This window comes from Methylomicrobium lacus LW14, from assembly GCF_000527095.1.
GTDB lineage: Bacteria > Pseudomonadota > Gammaproteobacteria > Methylococcales > Methylomonadaceae > Methylomicrobium > Methylomicrobium lacus.
In genome coordinates, this window is record NZ_AZUN01000001.1 from 459,843 (window position 1) to 477,072 (window position 17,230).

A 17,230-nucleotide genomic window follows, 5' to 3' on the forward strand; every position below is an offset into this window, starting at 1 on the left:
CTTGATTACGAAAAAATCCCCTCCCGCCGCCATCGCCAAAATCGCCGAAGAGGCTGAGCCCGCCAAACTGTCCGACGACGAATTGCTCGAGTTTTTAACGGTCTGCAACGACTTTTACCGGCGCGGCGAGCCGATCATTTCGGATGCTCAGTACGATTTCGTGTTTCTCGCGGAACTCAAGAAACGCCATCCACATCATCCCTATCTGGAAACGGTCGAGCCCGAAAAAGCGTTTACCGGCAAGACGGTCGCGCTGCCCGAGATGATGCTGTCGACCGAAAAGACTTATTCGAAAGACGGCATCGAAAAATGGCTGCAGCGGATCGAAAAAGCGGCCGAGGAACTGGACCTGGAATTTTCCAAGCTGATCTTTCGCGCGACGCCGAAACTCGACGGCTACGCGGCCTATGACGACGGACTCGCGCTCTACACCCGCGGCGACGGCCGCAAGGGCACCGATATCAGCCGGGTGTTCGAGCGCGGCCTGGTCGTCGGCGGCGACGGCAAGCGCGGGCAGGGTGCCGGCGAGATCGTGGTCAGCCAACGCTATTTCAATACGCATCTGGCCGACTTTTTCGAAAACGCGCGTAATTTCCAGGCCAGCATCATCAAGGAAAAAGAACTCGAAGAGCACGCGCTGGCGGCGATACAAAACCAGGCCGCGGTGTTCTTCCCGTTCGCGCAACTGCCGGATTGGCAGGGTTCGGCCCAGGAGATTCTGGAGCGCTTCGAGGCCATCATCGATGCGGTGCCGGCCAAGGTCGATTACGATGTGGATGGCGTGATCTTCGAAGTCACCGCTGCCGAGATCAAAAAGCAGATGGGCGCGACCCGCCACCATCATCGCTGGCAGATCGCCTATAAGAGCAATGTCGAGACCGCGATCGTGACCGTCTTGCGCGTGACGCCGCAAACCTCGCGCTCGGGCCGGGTCAATCCGGTCGCCGAGCTGGAGCCGACCAAGCTGAGCGGCGCGGTCATCTCGCGGGCGACCGCGCATCATTACAAGATGGTCAGAGAAATGGGCATCGGCGCGGGCACCGTGATCGAATTGACCCGCTCGGGTCTGGTGATTCCGAAGATAGAGCGCGTGATCACCCCGATGACCCCGCAGATTCCGAGCACCTGTCCAAGCTGCGGCAGCGAACTGGTCTGGGACAGCGATTATCTGTATTGCCCGAATACCGTGCAATGCCCCGCGCAAATCGAAAACACGATCGAACATTTTTTCAGGACGCTCCGCAACATCGACGGCTTCGGCGAGAAGACGATCGAAAAGCTGCATGCGGCCGGCATCCGTTCGGTCTATCAAATCTATCAACTGGATTTAGAGCACTTGCAAGGCCTCGGTTTCGGCGACAAAACCTCGCAAAATCTGCTCGATCAGCTGTTGCGCAGCCGCATCGATCCGCTCGAGGACTGGCGCTTTCTTGGCGCCTTCGGCATTTACCGGATGGGGCTCGGCAATTGCGAACGGCTGTTGCAGCATTTTCCGTTGCTTTCGATCTTCGATCTGACGCTGGAGGACATCGTCTCGATCGAAGGCTTCGCGGAAAAAACCGGCGAGGCGGTGATTATCAGTCTTGCGAAAATCAAGGACGATTTCATGCGCATCCATGCGCTCGGCTTCAATCTGATCAGGACGCCGCTGCGCAGCGAACAGGCGCCAGCGGCCAGCCCGATCGCCGGCAAGACGATCGTCTTTACCGGCGCGATGCAGCACGGCAGCCGCGAGGACATGACCCGCGAGGCGAAACGGCTCGGCGCCAAGGTCGGTAGTTCGGTCAGCGGCAAGACCGATTTTCTGGTCACAGGCAGTGATGTCGGAGCGGCGAAGATCGCTGCGGCGCAAGAAAAAGGCGTGAAGGTGATCGGTGAAGCGGAGTATCTGGAGATGCTTAAATAATTATTTACAAATTAGTATGCTATGCAATAAACTTCTAGCGAAGTGAGAGGATTGTAAACGCTAGACTTGGCAGGCGGTCCATCACAATCTGCGGCTTTGAGGCGGAGTAAACATGATGGAAGATGATTTGACAACAGATTTGATCGTGCTGGAAAGCCACATCAATAGCCTGTTCGATGCCGTAAGAAAAGGCAGCGCGATGTTAAAGGCCTTTCAGTCTTTCGAGATGCGTTTGTTCAATCAGAGCTCGCTGGCGGAGGTGATCGCTTATATTCTCGACAATGCGAAAGCCGTTTTCGATCTCGATCAGATCACGCTCTGTTTGCTCGACGAGCACGGCGACTTCAGCCGTTTGCTAGGCGAAGCCTTAGTCAAGCTGACCGATCAGCAAGGGCTAATGGTTGTGCGCGACAGGGAAGCGTTGCAAGCGAAATTCGGCTACTTCGTGCATTCCTATCTGGGGCCCTTCGAACACGAGCATTTCGGCTATTTTTTTACCGCCTTAGAGGTTCCGCCCGCGAGTATCGCGATTATCCCTCTATACCGGGGAGGGAAGTATCTCGGAACCCTGAACATGGGCAGCAGCCAGGCCGATCGTTTTTCCTGCATGCAAACGAACGATTTGATCACCTACTTGAGCATGGTCATCGGTATCTGCTTCGAAAACCATCTCAATATCGATACGATCCAGCGCACCAGTTATATCGACACGCTGACCGGCGTCAATAATCGACGCTTTCTCGAACAGCGCCTCGGCGAGGAGCTTTCCCGCTGCCAGAGAAGCGACGACCCGTTGACCTGTCTGTTTCTGGATATCGATGGCTTCAAGTCGATCAACGATAAGTACGGCCATCAGACCGGGGATAGGGTGTTGTCCACGGTCGCCAAGGCGATCAAAACCCAGCTAAGAAACAGCGACATACTGGTGCGCTATGGCGGTGATGAATTCATCGGGCTCTTGAGTAATATCAGCCACTCCACCGGCCTTGAAATCGCCGAACGGATGCGTAGAAACGTGCAGTCACTCGAGATCACTTTCAGCGGAAACAGGATACCGGTCACCTTGTCGATCGGTTTAGCCACTTATCGGTCCGATCTCAATCAACCGTTGGCGACCGCCGAGGCCGCGACGCGATTGGTCAATACGGCCGATTCGGCGATGTACCAGGCCAAAAACAAAGGCCGCAACCGAGTCGAATACAATGAAATTCGCTTGGATCGGCCGCTGGTGCTGAACGGTTAATGCCATGCGCTATATCATGGCCATCGACCAGGGCACCAGCAGTTCACGCTGCATCCTTTACGATCGTGAAGGCAAAATGGCAGCCGCCGCCCAGAGCGAATTCCGGCAAATTTTTCCGCAGCCCGGCTGGGTCGAACACGATCCCGAGGAAATCTGGCAAACCCAGGCGGCGGTGTGCCGGGAAGCGCTAAGGCAGTTACATCTTCAGCCGGCCGATATTGCCGCGCTCGGCATTACCAACCAGCGCGAAACGGTCGTCGTTTGGGACAGGCAAACCGGTGCGCCGGTCTACCCGGCGATCGTCTGGCAGGATAGGCGCACCGCCGAACATTGCGCGCGCTTGAAGGCAGCCGGCTGGGAAGAAAAGGTACAGGCTAAAACCGGTTTGCTGCTTGATCCGTATTTTTCCGCGACCAAGATCCGCTGGATTCTCGATCATGTGGAGGGCGCATTCGACAAGGCGCTGCAAGGCGAACTGGCGTTCGGCACGATCGATACCTGGCTGGCCTGGAAGATGACGCAGGGCGAATTGCATGTCACCGATGTATCGAACGCTTCGCGAACCTTGCTGTTCAATATCGATACCTTGAGTTGGGATCGTGAATTGCTCGATCTGTTCGGGATTCCGGCCGCGATGTTGCCAGAGGTCAAAGCGTCGAGCGAATGTTATGGCCTGACGCGTGATCCCTTGATCGGGGCGGGTATTCGGATTGCCGCGATCGTCGGCGATCAGCAGGCGTCATTGTTCGGGCAGTTGTGCGTGGAGCCGGGCATGGCCAAATGCACCTACGGCACCGGATCGTTTCTGGTCATGAACACCGGTGCGGAAAAAGTCGTGTCAAAGCATCGGCTGCTGACCACGATAGCCTGGAAGATCGGCGACCGGGTCGATTATGCGCTGGAGGGCAGCGTTTTTGTCGGCGGCGCGGCGATCCAGTGGCTGCGTGACGGCCTGCATTTGTTCGAGCATGCCGCCGACAGTGAAAGTCTCGCGGTATCGGTCAGCGACAATGGCGGTGTTTATTTCGTGCCCGCCTTTACAGGGCTCGGCGCGCCCATTTGGGATCCTGATGCGCGGGGCGCGATCTTCGGCCTGACCCGCGGCGTCAGCGCGGCGCATATCGCCCGCGCCGCGCTGGAGAGCATCGCCTTTCAGGTGGATGACATCCTGGAGGTGCTTGCCGAGGACTGCGGTCGGCCGGTCAGTCAATTACGGATTGACGGCGGCGCCGCGGCCAACCAATTCCTTGCGCAATTTCAAAGCGATATTTCCGCGCTCGAAGTCGTGCGTCCTGCCCATCTTGAAACGACAGCGTTGGGGGCGGCCTATCTGGCCGGCCTCGCGGTGGGTGTCTGGACTCTGGAGGAACTGGCAACTCAATGGCGCAGCGATCGTTTTTTTCAGTGTACCATGCCGGCCGAAGCGGTCGAAACGCACAAGAAACAGTGGCGGAAGGCGGTCGCAAGAGCCAGGGCTTGGGTTGAGTAACTGATGTGAAGCATTGTCCACGAAAAACACGAAAGGCACGAAAAATTTCATGTAAAGTTGACCCGCAAACCCAAGTGCATTCCCGTCGCTTTTAGGTCATTCGGCGCCTGCGCCTTTATGCGCTCCCGTTGTAGCGGACCTTGTATTTTGTAATACGCTTCTTCGTACCCAATTTCCCGATTCCTATTTTCGTGCCTTTCGTGGATATTGATCGTGCGTAATATCAGTGAGCCTCGCGCCCGGCGCCTGCCGTGCCGCCATTCAGCGGTGGTTAGCTATCGATATAACCGTCATCCTTCATTTTTTTCTCCTGAATATACTCGCGCCTGACCAGGGCAACACCCAACACCACGACAAACAGCGCGCCGGCGGTCAGCGTCAGTTTCCAGAAGATTTCCCCGCTCAACAGATCGAACCATAATTGCAGTAGCGCGACGAAGACCCAGGCGACGAAAATGCTCAGACAGATGATCGCGCCGGTTTTCATTGGTCGCGCTCCATGATCACCAGATAAGCCTCGCGCCGCCAAAGCAGCAACATGCGGCGGATGTCTTTTTCCATCGTGACCACGCGCCAGCCTTGCTGAGCGTTGCTGTTCAAAAACTCGCTGAACCGGACTGGGTCGACTTTCGAAGCGCCAAGCAGCAGGGAGCCGAGCAGGCCTTCCTGGTAAATCACGACTTTATATTCTTTCATGCTGTCACCCATGGGGTCGTTCAAAAGGGGCTATTATTATAATAAACCAAGAATGAATTGCCCGTGTGGCGGGTAAGTAAAATTCCGCAACGGTATCTTGAAAATATCGCTTGACTAGAGGTGTTAGTTTTTTAAGGAAAAGCAAATATAAATTATTTTTTTGTGAACTGCGTCTAATTTTTTAAATATTTAGGGGGGGATACCTCCCTCTTCAGGGTTATTTAAGATAGGTTATTGTTTTATATATTAATAGCTTATATGTTTCGATGGGTGCTTTTCAGGAATTTATTTGCAGCCGCATATTTTTTAAGTTAAATTTGCGGCACAGAGACTGCGTAGGTTAGCCGCAATGGCAGTTTTTGAAATCAATCGAATTAAGTTATAGCAGGAAACTGAAAATGAGTAACGAATCATTTACAATTAAAAAACTGGCTGCTCTGGTGTTGCTGGCGATGCCAGTTTTGCTGACCGGATGCGACTCAGGCGGTGGAGCGATAAAGCCGATTTCCGCAGCTAACGGCCCAACTCCAACCGATGGTCCGGGAAGCGGTAATACGGGAGGCGGTAATACAGGCGGTGGTAACACCGGAGGCGGCAATACGGGCGGTGGATTGACTGGCGCCTTGGCTCCTGTCACTACGGCCTTAGGTCCGTTAAACAATACGTTGTCTCCGGTCACGGGTTTGCTTCAGCCGGTAACGGACGGGGCCGCTCCGGTCCTCAATACCTTGGCGCCGGTCACGGGCCTTCTGGCTCCGATAACCAATGCCTTGACGCCGGCGACCGGCGCCCTGGCTCCAGTGACTAACGCACTGCAGCCGGCGGTGAATGCGTTGACGCCGGTAACCGGCGCATTGCAACCGGTGACCAACTCCTTGGCCCCGGTGGCGAACGCGCTGGCGCCTCTGGCCGGTCCTCTCACTCCCGTCATTGGCACCTTGGAGCCGTTAACCAATGCCTTGGCTCCGCTCACCGGCACAACCGGAGGCATTCTGACGCCGGTCGTACAAACCGCGGCCACCGCTCTGAGTCCGGTTCTCGTTACGACGGGCGGCGTTCTCGCTCCGGTCGTGCAAACCGCGGCAGGGGTATTGGCTCCGGTCACAACGACAGTGGGCGGCGTTTTGACCCCGGTCACGACTAATGTTGCCGGCACGTTGGCCCCGGTCACAGCGACCGCGGGCGGCCTCGTCGGCCAAGTCACGCAGGTTGCCGATAATGTCCTGACTCCGGTCACCACCAACGTCGAAGGCGTCGCCAAGCCGGTGGTGCAAACCGTGGCCAACGCCGTTTATCCGGTGCTCGATACGGTCGATGGGGTGTTGACCACAGTAAAAGGCGTGACTGGCGGAATCTTGCCGCAGTTGAATACATCATTCAGCGGGATTCTGGTTTCTTCTCTGGTTTCTACGGGGGGACTGACCGGCACAACCGGCGGTTTGCTGGGGCCGTTGCTCGGGGGTAACCTGCTCGGTTCAGTGACCGGCAACAACCTTTTGGGAGCATTGACCGGGGGTAACCTGCTGGGCGGATTGGTTGGCGGCAACGGCAACTTGCTGGGCGGATTGACTGGCGGCAACCTGCTGGGTGGATTGACCGGAGGCGACCTGTTGGGATCTGTTCTCGGACCCAACGGCGGTCTTTTGTCGTCGCTGACCGGAACCGTCGGCACTTTGCTTGATCCTTTAGTCGGAGCCAGCGGCCTGTTGCCGGTGACCAGCCCGGGCGGAGCTCAGACTCTACTGGATCCAGTCGTGGGTCCACACGGACTTCTGCCGGTGACAAGCTCTGCGACCGGTTCGAATGCCTTGCTGAATGGCGTGGTCGGTCCTAACGGCATCTTGGCGCTGACCAGCCCATCCGGTACCCAGACAGCCCTGGATCCGCTGATTGGCCCTAAAGGACTGATACCGCTGACAAATGGCTCGGCTCAGGGAGTCGTCGGCGCTTCAGCGGGCGGTTCGGTTTTAGGTGGCGGCTTGCTCGCGCCTCTGGCGCCATTATTAGGTACCTTGACCGGTGCAACCAGTACTGGCGGCACTGTGTTATCGCCTGTGACAGGCTTGTTGGGTCAATAAACAAATCCTGATAGTCGTCTATACTAAACCCCGGCAGCAGTCATGCGCCGGGGTTTTTTTATTTTAGGAAAGGCAGTTTTATATTAGGGAAATTTTGATGCAAGCAAAATACATCACTGCCCAACTGATCGGCTGCGTACTGATGACCAGCCAGGTTTGGGCTAACCAGAATCTTGTCGACACCCTGCCCAAAGTGGATTCATTCAATAAAAAGTCCGAGATTTCGTTGACGATTGAAAAAGCCAGGGAGCAAGACCAGGAACTGAAAAAAATGCTCGACACGGTCATCCAACCTTCCGCATTCGGTATCAAGGGGGTCAAAAGCATCCCGTTCGATCAGGTTAGCGCGTTCTTTACGCCTTATGTCCAGAAAGAAATCACTATCGGCCAACTGGTCGAGATCACGCAAAAAGTCACCGCGCTGTATCGGGAAAAAGGATATCCGCTCTCTTTCTGTTATCTGCCGAAGCAGGATTTTACCGCGAGTAACCTGTTAATCGTGGTGATCGAGGGTTATATCGAACATATCAACATCGAAGGTAATCCGGGCGGCGCGGAAAGCAAGATGCGCGGCATTGGCGAGCATTTGCTGGCTGAAAAGCCGTTGACGCAAAAAACGATGGAGCGCTATGTCTCGCTGCTGTCGCAGTTGCCCGGCTTGAGGGTGCAGGCGGATCTTCAACTGCCCCAAAAAGCCGACGGGGGCACCAATTTGACCCTGAATGTGAAGCGCCGGCCGATCGATGCTTATGGGCGCGCGGAAGTGGTCGATGGCTTTTCCCGGATCAATTTCACCGCGAAAACCACTGCCTTGACGCCGTTAGCTGAGCAGATCACTTTTTCATCCTTGCTGTCGAAGAATGATGAAGAGTTTTATGCCGGCACCTATACGCAGCCTATCGGCACCGATGGCTTGCTGGTAAAGTTTGACGGTTCTTCCTATGTCGGTGACCAGGTTGCCGCTTTTGGGCCGGGAGTTGGGCGCAAGATCAGTTCGAATCGCTTCGGTGTAGATATTTCGTATCCGTTTTATTTGACGCTGAATAAACTGCTGAATGGCAATGTTTCATTTTATTCGAGTAAATTTACGGATTTTACGAGCCAAAATGGTATTGGCACAAATAGCATTGGACAGCCGACACCGTTTACATTTACATCGGAAATGGAAACCGATGTGCGCGCATTTTCCTGGGGCGTGGCGTATTCCGAGAGAATAGCGACCCAGAGCCGCGCGGTCAATCTGGTGATGACCAAAGGGATCGATGGTTTGGGTTCTTCCAAGAAGTTTGAACAGTTTTTATCCGCAAGCGGACAGAATAAAACGATTCTAGGGACGAATCCGTATGATGTTGATTTTTTTAAGCTGAATGCGATTTTCAACCAGAAGGATTATTTTTTTTACGGTCTGCTCGGTACCTCGTTTACTGTTGGTGGCCAGTACAGCGGCGATACGCTGCCGATTACCGAACGGATCATCTATGGCGGCTATAGCTTCGGCAGGGCGTATCGGCCCGGCAAGATCGCCGGGGACTCCGGTGTTGGCGCCAGCTTCGAGATCAATTCGTTGATCCCGCTGAATTATTCCCTGCCTTTGTACAACATCAAAGGCATTCAACCCTATATCCTGTTTGAAAGCGCCTGGGCGGAGGGGAAGGATCAGAGCGGGAATAAACTTAACGTGGAGGGGAATCACATCATGTCAGGCTCGCTAGGCGTTCGCGTGCTCAATGCGGACTCGGAAGCGTTGAATGTGGACTTTTCGCTTTCCCAGGGGATCAAAGGCGGAACCAGCCGTAATTTTTTCGATAACATCAATTTCGGAGTCAATTTCGGCCTTCCGAATTAGCCCCGCATGTGGCGAGGAGGATTCCGCTTCGAAACGCCGAGGCGGAATCCTATTGGCCTAAAGTCCAATAGCCGCGACATTGAATCATCAGTATTATGGGATCTGAAATTTGCGTTTTTAACCGTAAAAAGCATTCAGAACCTTATGATTCTCTCAAAACCGAATTCGCTGGCTTTAGCAGTCGAACAGAAAATTTCGCCCTTATTTATCGCCATCTTAGTCGATTCGATTGTCTATTTTAAGGTTTGCGTAAGCGGCGACGCTGAAATCGCTAACGAAAATCATTTTCTGGAAAATCTCCAGGCCATCCTGCTATTTGCTTCTGGGATGGCTTTCTTGCAGACAACGTTTTATGTACAAAAAGGCCAAAGACTGCTCCCTTGTTTTGGCGCCTTGCTTTGTCTTTCATTGATTCTGCGTGAATTTGATTTGCCGTATGCCGTTGTACTTCCAGATGACGGCTATGGCCGGAACATCCTGCTGGGCAGCTTATGGCTGTTGCTCGGCGTGTTATTGATACGTGACTATAAGCATTATCTGGCGCTGGCTGTTCACATGTTACCCACCCGCTCCGGCGTGTTTTTGGTTGCTGGAGGGGTGCTGGTGGGCGTTGCCAGTTTATTTGATGGCCCGGTATTTAAATCTTATCAGTTGTATGAAGAGCTTTCGGAAATGAACGGATACTATCTTCTGTTAGTGTCATCGCTAAGTCTTTTTTTTGACCTGCCGCACAACCGCAAGTCGCCAAGCACGATCAAATTCATGCGCTAAGCCGATGAATCAGATATAACTGCGACGCAAGGTCCAGAAGGCCGCGATGAAGGTCAGCAGACTCGGCAGCAGCGCGACCAGCGGGGCGTTGAGTTCATAGATCAGCCCCAAATGCCCGACGATTTTGTCGATGATGTTGAATCCCAAACCGATGATCACGCCGATAATCATCCGGGCGCCGACGCTGATGCCGCGCCTGACGCCGATCACGAAAGGCGCCGAAATCATCAGCATCACAAAAGTCACGAAGGGATTGATCAGGCGGCCCCACAAGGCCAGTTCGAACACCTGCGACTTTTGATGGTTCTGCTTCAAAAAATCGACATACCGGGCCAGTTCGAGTATCGACAAGTTATCCGGGCTGACCACGGTAATGTTCAGAATGTCGGGAGCGATCGAAGAGGTCAGGCGTTGTTCGGGGAAGGCGGCAGCCTGCATTTTTTCGTTAGAAATGTCCGACTGCCTAATCTGTTTCAGTTGCCATTGTTTGTCGCCCAGGAAGCTGGCATGGTCGGCGTGCAGCGCGCTTTGCAGTCGCCGGTTGTCGTTCAGCGCATAGATGCTGATGTCGGCCAGATCGCCGTTGTCCTCGATCTTGCGCACATTAATGAATTTGTTGTTTTCACGCAGCCAGATGCCGTACAGCGAATGGGTCGGAATCTGGTCATGCTGCGCGGTCGACTTGATCAGTTGCGCCTTGCGCTCGGCGATCGGTGCGACATATTCGCCGACGCCTATCGAAATGAGCACCAGGATCGCGCCTGCGGTCATCACCGCGCGAATGATGCCAGGCACCGATAAACCGGCCGCCTGCATCGCGATCAGTTCCCGGTTGTTCGCCATCGCGCCGAGGATGAAGAGGCTGCCTAACAGAGCCGAGGCGGGCACCAGTTCGTAGAACACCCGCGGCGAGGTCAGGGCCAGATACAAGGCGATTTCCTTCAGCCCGTAACTGCCTTTGCCTAAATCCCTCATCTCGTCGGTAAAGGTGAACAGGTTGAACAGCGTCAACAAAAACAGAATCGCGAGAAACGCGCCTTTCAGGATTTCTTTGGCCATGTAGCCGGTCAGTACATTCATTGGGATCTCACTTCCTTCATTTTGAGCATCAGCCACTTCCAGCCGAAATAACGGGCCAGATAGACCAGGCCGATTAACACCAGCAAGCCATGCACGCTGGTCGGGCCGAGCCAGGGCGGAATGACCGCCTTGGTGACCCAGCCCTGGCTGACGCGTTCGAGGTTGCCGTAAATAAAAAAGATCAGAAAGCCGGTCAGGATGTTGCCGTAAACGCCGCCGCGAGGCGATAGCTGCGCCAGCGGCACGGCGATGAAGCTGAGGAGCAGGGCGCCGAGCGGAATCGCCAGGCGCCGTTGCAGTTCGGCGATGTCGGGCAGTTTGTCCGATAACCACAACAGGGAGCTGGACGCGGCTTCCGGTACCTCGCGCGCCAGGGATTCCTTGCCCTCGATTCTGACCGCGTATTCGGCAAATTCTTCAATCACATAATTCAGGTCGCCGGGTTTGCCCTGAATGCGTTCGCCCTGTTCCAATATCATGTAGCGGCCGTCGGGCAAATCTTCCAGGCGCCCGGATTCGGCGTTCACGATGGCCAGGGTGCCGCCGTGCTTCTGCCGGTGCTGCACAAAGACCTTGTGCATTTTTTTATCCTTGCCGATGTCCTCGACATAAAACACCAGATCGCCGCCGCTGTATTCGCTGAATTTTCCGGGCGCGATGCCGCGGATGTCGGCGGATTGTTTGTCCTTGCTGATCAGTTGTTCCGTCGTGGCTTCTGCCCAGGGCGCGGCATAAAACGACAGGCCGGCGGCGGCCAGGCTCAACGGGATTACGAATTGAAAGACCGAGCGATAAATCGCGCCCGCGCCGGCGCCGGCGGATTGAATCGCCGACATTTCCTGATCGCGGTACATGCGGCCCAGCACCATCAACACCGCCATGAAGGTGGCGGCCGGTAAAAACGCCACGCCGGCGGCGATCGTTTTGAGGCCGAGGATCTTGAGCAGTGCGTCATTCGAAATCTGCCCGTCGATCGCCTGGTCGAGCACTTTGATGAATTTACGGCTGACGATGATCACCACGATCACCGACCAGACCGACAGCATCGTTTTGAACAGGTCTGCTGCGATCATCCTGTCCAGCACGCCAAACAGCGGCCGGCGTACCGCATTATTGCCTTGCGGCCAATTTGCTTCCAAGCGCGTCTCCTCAATCATATTCGTGATAAGTGGTGTATAATCGCAGCAAATTTTCACCCGCGCGGGCTCTTTTTTCCGGCGCGGACGACGACCCCAAAGCGATCAGATCAAAAGAAAAAGTCATGGATTATTTTATAGAAAGTGCGCCCATAGAAAAACTGCAATATGATTGTATGATTGTCGGCATCTACCAGGACGGCCAGTTTACGCCTGCCGCGGCGGCGCTCGACGCCCAGACGCATGGACTGGTCAAAAAAATCGTCGGACGCGGCGATCTGAGCGGCAAGAACGGCGAAACGGTGTTGATCAATGCGCTGCCCGAGGGCGGCATCGAACGGCTGCTCTTGGTCGGCCTCGGCAAAAAAGACGCCTTATCGGCCAAAACCTACCGTAAAGCCTTGTCGTCCGCGGTGAACGCCCTCAAAAAGACGATCGTCAAATCGGCCGTCTGCGGTCTTGCCGAGGCGGAGGTTAAAGGCGTTGATTTGGCCTGGAAGACCCGGCAGATCGTCGAAGTCTTCAATGACGCGGTCTATCAGTTTACCCAGTTGAAGGCGGAAAAGGAAGTCGATTCCAAATTGCAACGCATCGCGATTACCGCATCGGAGAGCGAGCAGGCTCAAGCGCAATCCGGTTTGACGCAGGGTAAGGCGATCGCGGCGGCGATGGATTTGACCAAGTTGCTCGGCGATTTGCCCGGCAATGTCTGCACGCCGTCCTATCTGGCCGAACAGGCCCTGGAACTCGGCCGCTTCGACAAATTGAGCGTGAATATCCTCGAAGAAGCCGAGATGGAGTCTTTGGGCATGGGATCTTTGCTGTCGGTCTCGCGCGGCAGCCGCCAGCCGGCCAAATTGATCGTGCTGGATTATCAGGGCGGCGAGCGCAACAGCAAGCCGATCGTGTTGATCGGCAAAGGCCTGACCTTCGATGCGGGCGGCATTTCGCTGAAGCCGGCCCTCGGCATGGATGAAATGAAATATGACATGTGCGGCGGCGCGACCGTGCTCGGCGTGCTGCAGGCCGCTGCCGAAATGGATTTGCCGTTGAATGTGATCGGCCTGGTGCCGTCCTCCGAAAATCTGCCGGACGGCGATGCGAACAAGCCGGGCGACATCGTAACCAGCCTATCCGGCAAAACGATCGAGATTTTGAATACCGATGCGGAAGGCCGGCTGATTCTTTGCGATACCTTGACCTATGCCGAACGTTTCAATCCGGAGGTGGTGATCGACATGGCGACCCTGACCGGCGCCTGCCTGGTCGCGCTCGGACGCGTGCCGAGCGGTCTGCTCGGCAATGACGATGAGCTTTGCAACGATATTATCGCGGCGAGCGAAACTGCGGTCGACAGCGTCTGGCGCTTGCCGTTGTGGGAAGAATATCAGGAATTGCTGAAGTCGCCGTTTGCGGACATGGCCAATGTCGGCGGCAAGGATGCGGGCACGATTACCGCGGCCTGTTTCCTGGCGCGTTTCGCCGAAAGCTTCCGCTGGGCGCATCTGGACATCGCCGGCACGGCCTGGCGCACCGGCTCGAACAAAGGCGCGACCGGCCGTCCGGTGCCGCTGTTGTGCCAGTATCTGCTGAATCGCAGCCAAAAGGCCTAATTCACTATTTCAGGATCGATGCCCGACGTTACGTTCTATGTTCTGGCTTCCGATGCCGAGTCGCAGCGCTTGCTGTTCGTCTGCAGACTGATCGAAAAGGCTTACCGGAGCGGCAGTTACTGCTATGTGCTGACCGCTAACGATGCCCAGGCTGAGCGGCTCGACGATTTGCTGTGGACTTTTCGGGCGGGCAGTTTCATTCCCCATCAACGCTACGAAGGGGAATTGCCTGCCGTCGACAACGTGATTTTGATCGGTTCTCTGGAGCCGCCGGCGCGCTGGCAAAAGGTGATCGTGAACCTGTCCGGTCAAGGCCCGCAACAGATCGATCAGGCCGAACGCATCCTGGAAATTCTCGACGACAATCCGGAGATCAAGGCGGAAGGCCGAATGCGTTATCGTCGCTATCAACAGTCCGGCATTGCGGTCGTCACCCACAAGGTGTGACGCCGCCAGGCAACCCATCCCATTTTTGCTTCTTAAAACAATAAATCGTTAATGGATAAAACATACGCCCCTCACGCAATCGAACAACGCTGGTATAACACCTGGGAAGAAAACGGCTATTTCGCGGCCGAGCCCGAAGGCGAGTCCTACTGCATCATGATTCCGCCGCCGAATGTGACCGGCAGCCTGCACATGGGGCATGCGTTTCAGGACACGATCATGGATGCCTTGATTCGCTACCACCGGATGCAGGGGAACAGCACCTTATGGCAGGTCGGCACCGACCATGCCGGTATCGCGACGCAGATGGTCGTCGAACGTTTGTGCAACGCCGAGGGCAAGACTCGCCACGATTACGGACGCGAGAAATTCGTCGAGCGCATCTGGCAATGGAAGGAAGAATCCGGCGGCATGATCACCCGGCAATTGCGCCGGATGGGCTCGTCGGTCGATTGGAGCCGGGAACGGTTTACGATGGACCAGGGCATGTCCGATGCGGTGCAGGAAGTGTTCATCCGCCTCTACGAGGAAGGCCTGATTTACCGCGGCAAGCGCCTGGTCAATTGGGACCCGGTGCTGCATACCGCGGTTTCGGACCTCGAAGTGCTTTCGGAAGAAGAAAACGGTTCGATGTGGCATATCCGCTATCCGTTGTCGAACGGGCAGGGGCATCTGATCGTCGCGACCACGCGGCCGGAGACACTGCTCGGCGACGCGGCGGTCGCGATTCATTCCGGCGACGAGCGTTACAAACATCTGCTCGGCGAATTTTTGGAACTGCCGCTGACCGGGCGCAAGATTCCGGTGATTGCGGACGATTATGTCGATCCGGAATTCGGCACCGGCTGCGTGAAGATCACGCCGGCGCACGATTTTAACGACTACGAAGTCTGGAACCGGCACCGGGCGAACACGGTGATCCAGAACCTGCCGAATGGCGGTTTGATCAACATCTTTAGCCGCGATGCGAGCGTCACGGATGACGAGCTGATTCCGGAAAAATACCGCGGCCTGGACCGCTTCGAGGCGCGCAAGCAGATCGTCGCCGATCTCGAAGCGCAAGGCTTGCTCGAAAAGATCGCCGACCACAAGCTGATGGTGCCGCGCGGCGACCGCACCGGCGCGGTGATCGAACCGTTCCTGACCGACCAGTGGTATGTTCGGGTGGCGCCGCTCGCAGGGCCCGCGATCGAAGCGGTCGAGAACGGCGACATCAAGTTCGTGCCCGACAACTGGAAAAATACCTATTTCGAATGGATGCGCAACATCCAGGACTGGTGCATCTCCCGGCAAATCTGGTGGGGACACCGGATTCCGGCCTGGTATGACGACGCCGGCAATACCTATGTCGGCCGTTCCGAACAGGCGGTCCGCGAACAGCATCATCTGCCGGCGGATTATCCGCTGCACCAGGACGAAGACGTGCTGGATACCTGGTTCTCGTCGGCGTTGTGGCCGTTTTCGACCCTGGGCTGGCCGGAGCAAACCCCGGAACTAGCGCGGCATTATCCGACCAGCGTGCTGGTCACCGGCTTCGACATCATTTTCTTCTGGGTCGCGCGGATGATCATGATGGGACTGAAATTCCAAGGCCAGGTGCCGTTCAAGGAAGTTTACATCCACGGCCTGGTGCGCGATGCGGAAGGGCAGAAAATGTCCAAATCGAAAGGCAACGTGCTCGATCCGATCGACATCATCGACGGCATCGACCTCGAGAGCCTGGTCGCGAAACGGATTTCGGGCATGATGCAGCCGCATCTGGCGAAAAAAATCGAGCAGGCGACGCGCAAGCAGTTTCCGGACGGCATTGCGTCTTTCGGCACCGATGCGTTGCGCTTCACCTTTGCATCGCTGGCCTCGACCGGACGCGACATTCGTTTCGATCTGGCGCGTACCGAAGGCTACCGGAACTTCTGCAACAAGCTCTGGAATGCGGCGCGTTTCGTGCTGATGAATACTGAAAACCAGGATAATGGTCTTTCGGGCGAAGCTTGCCGGTTGACGCAGGTCGACCGCTGGATTCTCGCCCGATTGAATCAGGTCACCGAATCGACCCGTCAGGCGATCGACAACTACCGATTCGACCTGGCCGCGCAGGCAATCTACGAATTCATCTGGAATGAATTCTGCGACTGGTATCTGGAACTGGCGAAGATTTCGCTGCAAGCGGACGATCCGGCCTTGCAGCGCGGTACGCGTCAAACCTTGGTCACGGTGCTCGAAACCGCGCTGCGGCTCGCGCATCCGATCATTCCGTTTATCACCGAGGAAATCTGGCAGCGGGCCGCTCCGCTGGCCGGCATTCAGGGCGAAACGATCATGCGGCAGCCGTATCCGGCCGTGGACCCCGCCCTGGCCGACAGCGCGGCGGTCGCCGAAGTCGACTGGATGATGAGTTTCATCCTCGGCGTGCGCCGGATTCGCGGCGAGATGAACATCGCGCCGGGTAAGCCGTTATCGATATTACTGCAAAACGGCAGCGAGCAGGACCGGGCATTTTTTGCGAACAGCAGCATCTATCTGCATAAGCTCGGGCGTCTCGAATCGGCGACCTGGCTGGCCGATGCGGATGCCGCGCCGGAATCGGCGATTGCCTTGGTCGGCGCATTGAAAATACTGATCCCGATGGCGGGTCTGATCGATAAAGACGCAGAGCTCGCGCGCCTGGACAAGGAAATTCAAAAAATTCAGAAGGATCTGCCGCGCGTCGAAGGCAAGCTGGGTAATCCGGACTTTGTGAATAAGGCGCCGGCCGAGGTGCTGAAGAAAGAAGAGCAAAAACTGGCGGAACTGCGCTCGTCTTTGGATAATCTCGAACAGCAGCGCCGGAAGATTCAGAGTCTGTAAGAGGAGCCGTTTTGTGAGATAGAATCGCTTTCTTTTTCGCGCCTGCCTTGTAGTTGCCGGCCGATCATCTATATTTGG

General features: G+C 55.9%; 13 protein-coding genes. 9 read left to right on the plus strand and 4 right to left on the minus strand.

Annotated elements, in window-relative coordinates; translation table 11 throughout:
* Nucleotide 1: 1 nt before the first annotated feature.
* From METLA_RS0102030 to glpK, 3 genes are all read left to right on the plus strand, one after another.
* Nucleotides 2-1,906 (plus strand): helix-hairpin-helix domain-containing protein, encoded by a 1,905-nt coding sequence (locus tag METLA_RS0102030; protein ID WP_024296967.1) that lies wholly within the window; start codon nucleotides 2-4, stop codon nucleotides 1,904-1,906.
* Between the two features lie 112 nt (nucleotides 1,907-2,018).
* The gene (locus METLA_RS0102035; RefSeq protein ID WP_084480041.1) at nucleotides 2,019-3,149 is read left to right on the plus strand and encodes a GGDEF domain-containing protein; all 1,131 of its coding nucleotides are present in this window, start codon (nucleotides 2,019-2,021) and stop codon (nucleotides 3,147-3,149) included.
* 4 nt (nucleotides 3,150-3,153) lie between these two features.
* The gene (gene glpK, locus METLA_RS0102040; protein WP_024296969.1) at nucleotides 3,154-4,638 is read left to right on the plus strand and encodes a glycerol kinase GlpK; all 1,485 of its coding nucleotides are present in this window, start codon (nucleotides 3,154-3,156) and stop codon (nucleotides 4,636-4,638) included.
* A gap of 271 nt (nucleotides 4,639-4,909) precedes the next feature.
* Here the strand turns inward: glpK and METLA_RS0102045 are convergent, their stop codons facing one another.
* Nucleotides 4,910-5,125 carry a hypothetical protein gene (locus tag METLA_RS0102045; protein WP_024296970.1) on the minus strand — a complete coding sequence of 72 codons (216 nt, stop codon included), beginning with the start codon at nucleotides 5,123-5,125 and terminating at the stop codon, nucleotides 4,910-4,912.
* Nucleotides 5,122-5,334 carry a DUF4177 domain-containing protein gene (locus METLA_RS0102050; RefSeq protein WP_024296971.1) on the minus strand — a complete coding sequence of 71 codons (213 nt, stop codon included), beginning with the start codon at nucleotides 5,332-5,334 and terminating at the stop codon, nucleotides 5,122-5,124. The genes METLA_RS0102045 and METLA_RS0102050 overlap by 4 nt, the downstream gene beginning before the upstream one ends.
* 398 nt (nucleotides 5,335-5,732) lie before the next feature.
* Here METLA_RS0102050 and METLA_RS0102055 point away from each other — a divergent pair, with 398 nt between their 5' ends.
* The 3 genes from METLA_RS0102055 (at nucleotide 5,733) to METLA_RS0102065 (ending at nucleotide 10,029) form a co-directional block, all read left to right on the plus strand.
* The gene (locus METLA_RS0102055) at nucleotides 5,733-7,412 is read left to right on the plus strand and encodes a ribosomal eL19 family protein (protein WP_161635374.1); all 1,680 of its coding nucleotides are present in this window, start codon (nucleotides 5,733-5,735) and stop codon (nucleotides 7,410-7,412) included.
* 97 nt (nucleotides 7,413-7,509) lie between these two features.
* Nucleotides 7,510-9,258, plus strand: a complete 1,749-nt coding sequence (locus tag METLA_RS0102060; RefSeq protein ID WP_024296973.1) for a ShlB/FhaC/HecB family hemolysin secretion/activation protein — start codon at nucleotides 7,510-7,512, stop codon at nucleotides 9,256-9,258.
* Between the two features lie 144 nt (nucleotides 9,259-9,402).
* Nucleotides 9,403-10,029: a hypothetical protein gene (locus METLA_RS0102065; protein ID WP_024296974.1), complete on the plus strand. Its 627-nt coding sequence runs from the start codon at nucleotides 9,403-9,405 to the stop codon at nucleotides 10,027-10,029.
* Between the two features lie 9 nt (nucleotides 10,030-10,038).
* Here the strand turns inward: METLA_RS0102065 and lptG are convergent, their stop codons facing one another.
* Both lptG and lptF read right to left on the minus strand, forming a co-directional pair.
* Nucleotides 10,039-11,109 carry an LPS export ABC transporter permease LptG gene (gene lptG, locus METLA_RS0102070; protein ID WP_024296975.1) on the minus strand — a complete coding sequence of 357 codons (1,071 nt, stop codon included), beginning with the start codon at nucleotides 11,107-11,109 and terminating at the stop codon, nucleotides 10,039-10,041.
* Nucleotides 11,106-12,266 (minus strand): LPS export ABC transporter permease LptF, encoded by a 1,161-nt coding sequence (gene lptF, locus METLA_RS0102075; RefSeq protein WP_029646328.1) that lies wholly within the window; start codon nucleotides 12,264-12,266, stop codon nucleotides 11,106-11,108. Before lptF ends, lptG begins: the two co-directional genes overlap by 4 nt.
* Nucleotides 12,267-12,370: 104 nt before the next feature.
* Here lptF and METLA_RS0102080 point away from each other — a divergent pair, with 104 nt between their 5' ends.
* The 3 genes from METLA_RS0102080 to METLA_RS0102090 are packed head-to-tail and all read left to right on the plus strand — an operon-like array spanning nucleotide 12,371 to nucleotide 17,152.
* The gene (locus tag METLA_RS0102080; RefSeq protein WP_024296977.1) at nucleotides 12,371-13,858 is read left to right on the plus strand and encodes a leucyl aminopeptidase; all 1,488 of its coding nucleotides are present in this window, start codon (nucleotides 12,371-12,373) and stop codon (nucleotides 13,856-13,858) included.
* 18 nt (nucleotides 13,859-13,876) lie between these two features.
* The gene (locus METLA_RS0102085) at nucleotides 13,877-14,305 is read left to right on the plus strand and encodes a DNA polymerase III subunit chi (protein ID WP_024296978.1); all 429 of its coding nucleotides are present in this window, start codon (nucleotides 13,877-13,879) and stop codon (nucleotides 14,303-14,305) included.
* 51 nt (nucleotides 14,306-14,356) lie between these two features.
* Nucleotides 14,357-17,152: a valine--tRNA ligase gene (locus METLA_RS0102090; RefSeq protein WP_024296979.1), complete on the plus strand. Its 2,796-nt coding sequence runs from the start codon at nucleotides 14,357-14,359 to the stop codon at nucleotides 17,150-17,152.
* Nucleotides 17,153-17,230 lie beyond the last annotated feature (78 nt).